This is a genomic window from Rhodopirellula maiorica SM1 (genome assembly GCF_000346295.1).
GTDB classification, from domain to species: Bacteria; Planctomycetota; Planctomycetia; order Pirellulales; family Pirellulaceae; genus Novipirellula; species Novipirellula maiorica.
The window spans coordinates 1-3,523 of sequence record NZ_ANOG01000921.1 but is presented as its reverse complement, the minus strand read 5'-3'; the positions used below and the strand labels follow the sequence as shown (position 1 = coordinate 3,523).

Here is a 3,523-nt window from a genome sequence, read left to right as displayed (position 1 = left end):
ACATGATTCGATAGCAAAGCTAGCCCGAGTAGATCTATTCCGAATGCGCCTGCGAATTGCATCAGGTGTTGTTCGATCCACTTTTTGCGATGGTCAAAGTTTTTGCCGGTGATTGGATCATCGCCCATCAAGAAGCACCGGCGGACGGTCCGACTACAGACGTGAGCAATGGCGACTTCGTCGGGATCAAAGACTTCCGAGCGGGCCAAGCGTGACATCATCACACCTCACAAAAAGGTAGCAGGCATGGGGCAACCGACCAATGTTCAATCCTTTGCCTGACCTGATCAAAAGTCAACCCCCACAGAAAGAGCTCTGTCCCCAGATGAACGATTATGGAGAGCAACCACACGAAGTCTGTCCCCTCGCGAAGCCCCCGAAAAGGGCTATTTGTGGGTGTGGCAACAATGAGCTCTGTCCCCAACTAGAGCTCCATGAGCTCTGTCCCCAACTAGAGCTCCATGAGCTCTGTCCCCAACTAGAGCTCCCTGTCCTCGAGGCAGTCCCCGCTGTCCCCACATGAACGGTCCGCCCCCACAAAATGGGCTCTGTCCCCAAAGGAACGGTCGTCCCCAGAGGAACGGCCCCCAGATCAATGATCCCCAGAAGACAGTAATGGTCTCGACAGAAATGGCTCTGTCCCCGGCTGAAGAAACTGTCCCCGGCTGAAATTGGCGGTGTGAGGAGCTGGATATTGCGGCTTATTTGCCGAGTAGTTGACGCGTGGCGGCCTCGATATCGTCCTGACGCATTAGCGATTCGCCCACTAAGACCGCTTTCACGCCTGCATCGCCAAGATGTAACACGTCATCATGCGTGCGAATTCCGCTTTCACCCACTACCAGCCGATCACGCGGAATCGACTCGCACATTCGCACAGTATGCTCCAAATCGGTGTGAAAGGTTTTTAAGTCACGGTTGTTGATGCCGACCAGCGAAGTACCCGTCGCCAAAACGGCGTCCAAGTATTGCGGTTCAAACAGTTCGATCAACGTTTGCAAACCAAGTTCCACTGCTTGCTGATGCAGCTCGAGCAGGTCGCTAGCCGATAGGCACTCGGCGATCAACAGCACGCAGTCTGCACCCGCGTCACGTGCTTGTAACAATTGGTAGCGATCAACGATGAAATCTTTTCGCAGGATCGGAAGCTCAATCGCCGCACGAACGTCGCGCAGGTAGTCCAGCGATCCTTGAAAAAACGGTGCGTCCGTCAAAACGCTGATGCATGCCGCACCGGCATTTTCATAGCATGACGCAATGCGAACCGGATCAAAATCCTCACGTATCAGACCGGCCGAAGGACTCGCCCGTTTGACCTCGGCGATCAATTGAACCGCGTCACCGGCTGCCAATGCAGCATGAAAATCGCGGCACGGTGGCAGATCGGCAATCGCCGCTTCAAGCTCGGCTGTGGATCGCTTGGCTTTGTCGGCGAGAATCGTTTTGCGAGTCTCGACCAAAATTTTATCAAGGACATTCATCAGTGTTTGAAATGTCGACGTCCTGTGAGAACCAGCGGCAACCCATGCTTGTTACAAGCATCGATCACTTCGGAATCACGTCGCGATCCACCCGGTTGGATGACCGCGACGACACCGGCTTCGGCAGCCGATTCGATTGAATCGGGGAAAGGGAAGAACGCATCGGACGCCAACACCGACCCGCTGGCACGGTCGCCTGCTTTGTCGATGGCAATTTCAACACTGTCGACGCGGCTCATTTGACCCGCACCGACACCAATCAATGAGGTGTCTTTAGCTAACACGATCGCGTTGCTCTTGACGTGCCGGACCATTTCCCAAGCAAAGGAGACATCGTCCCACAACTCGTCAGCAACCTGCGTTTCGGTGACCGTTTTCCATTGCAGCGGGACGCTGGTCAAACGATCGGCGTCTTGGATCAGCATACCGCCGCTGATGAAGCGTCGCTGGAATGCTGCCGGACCGTCATCAAGTCGACCGACTTGCATCAGTCGCACGTTTTCTTTCCAGCGAGGCTTTGTCGTTAGCAGGCCGACCGCACCGGCTTCGAAATCAGGCGCGACGATGGCTTCGATGAACAAGCCTGGCTCGCACAGCATCTCGGCGGTTTCCATGTCAACGGTGCGGTTGAATCCCAGCACACTACCAAAGGCACTCAGCGGGTCACCGGCGAGTGCTTTGCGGCACGCCCGAGCGATTTTGGCATCGGTTGCGGCACCACACGGGTTGTTGTGCTTGATCACCGATGCAGCCGGTTGAGCAAAGCCACGGACGATTTCCAGTGCGGCGTCTAGGTCCAACAGATTGTTGTAGGACAACTCTTTGCCGTTGAGCTGGCGAGCCGAGACGAGGTTGACCGACCGAACTGATGGATCGACGTACAAGGCGGCCCGTTGATGAGGGTTCTCGCCGTAACGGAGTTGGGCTTTGCGTTTGAGCGAGAAGTGCAGCGACGAGGGGAATTCGCCTGTCAACGTTTCGCCTTGCATGTAATCGGCGATCGCGCGGTCGTAAGACGCTGTGTGCTCGAACGCTTCGCCAGCAAGCTTACGACGCTGGGCCAACGTCGATCCGCCGGATTCAATTTGCTCAAGCAGGTCACCGTATTGCTCCGAACTGGTACAGATCGCGACGTGAGCGTGGTTCTTGGCGGCGGCACGCACGAGGCTGGGGCCACCGATGTCGATCTGCTCGACACATTCTTCGCGGGTCGCACCGGGGCGAGCAGCGGTCGCTGCGAACGGATACAGGTTCACGACGACAAGGTCAAAGGGGACCATGTCGTGCTCTTCCATGCTGTCGACGTGATCGTCGCGATCGCGGATGCCGAGGATGCCGCCGAAAATCTTGGGGTGCAGAGTCTTCACGCGACCGTCCATCATTTCCGGGAATCCCGTGTAGTCAGCGACGTCTTCGACGCTGACGCCCGATTCCTCGAGATGCTTGCGTGTGCCACCAGTGCTGTAGATGGTGACGCCCGCGTTTTGAAGGCCAATTGCAAAATCGGCTAGGCCCATTTTGTCACTGACGCTGATGAGGGCATTACGAACGGGAACGAGGTCTGGCACGGGTATTCAGCACGGGTTAGAGGGAGTGGCAACGAGATCGCAAAACCGGCGACGCAAAAGAGGACGATTCGCCAATAGAAGACTGTCGCATCGGCCCGCGTGCCGGTCAACCCGGTCACAGGTCCCAGGTGGCAATCTCCAGCACTTCGCCGATCCGCTGCAGCGGGGCAAAATGGTCGCCTTGGATCGCTCGCAGCCGAAATGCGGCCGACGTGATCCGGTTCCATCCCTGCATGTCCGCCAAGTCGATCGCGCGGTCATCCGTGCCGCAAATCGCGGTAATCGGGACCGATAGCATTTCGTCGCCAGACGGGTGCACGTAACTCTCAAAAATCGCCAAATCGTGCCTTAAAGCACGCACAAAGAAGCCCAAAGCGTCGGCATCGGCGCGGATATTGTCAGGAATTCCGCCAAATAGCTCGTCAACATCCTCGATCAACTCCGCATCGTCCAACGTGTGAAGCGACTTGTGGT

3 protein-coding genes and 1 pseudogene are annotated in these 3,523 nt (G+C 56.7%); all 4 read right to left on the bottom strand.

Features of this window, described 5'->3' with window-relative positions:
• Window positions 1-221: pseudogene (locus tag RMSM_RS43090) on the bottom strand (hypothetical protein); the annotation flags it as partial.
• A gap of 480 nt (window positions 222-701) precedes the next feature.
• Window positions 702-1,481 (bottom strand): indole-3-glycerol phosphate synthase TrpC, encoded by a 780-nt coding sequence (gene trpC / locus RMSM_RS29230; protein ID WP_008705873.1) that lies wholly within the window; start codon window positions 1,479-1,481, stop codon window positions 702-704.
• A complete protein-coding gene (purH, locus tag RMSM_RS29225) occupies window positions 1,481-2,998 on the bottom strand; it encodes a bifunctional phosphoribosylaminoimidazolecarboxamide formyltransferase/IMP cyclohydrolase (protein ID WP_008705872.1) in 1,518 nt (505 codons plus the stop codon). Before purH ends, trpC begins: the two co-directional genes overlap by 1 nt.
• Window positions 2,999-3,164: 166 nt before the next feature.
• Window positions 3,165-3,523 (bottom strand): thioesterase II family protein (locus tag RMSM_RS29220; RefSeq protein ID WP_040770042.1); only part of this gene is annotated, 359 nt, incomplete at its 5' end.

What these genes read in the sequence shown, in the direction of transcription:
- trpC (WP_008705873.1), bottom strand. Translation starts at nt 1,481, where the DNA reads ATGAATGTCCTTGATAAAATTTTGGTCGAGACTCGCAAAACGATTCTC.
- purH (WP_008705872.1), bottom strand. Translation starts at nt 2,998, where the DNA reads ATGGGCCTAGCCGATTTTGCAATTGGCCTTCAAAACGCGGGCGTCACC.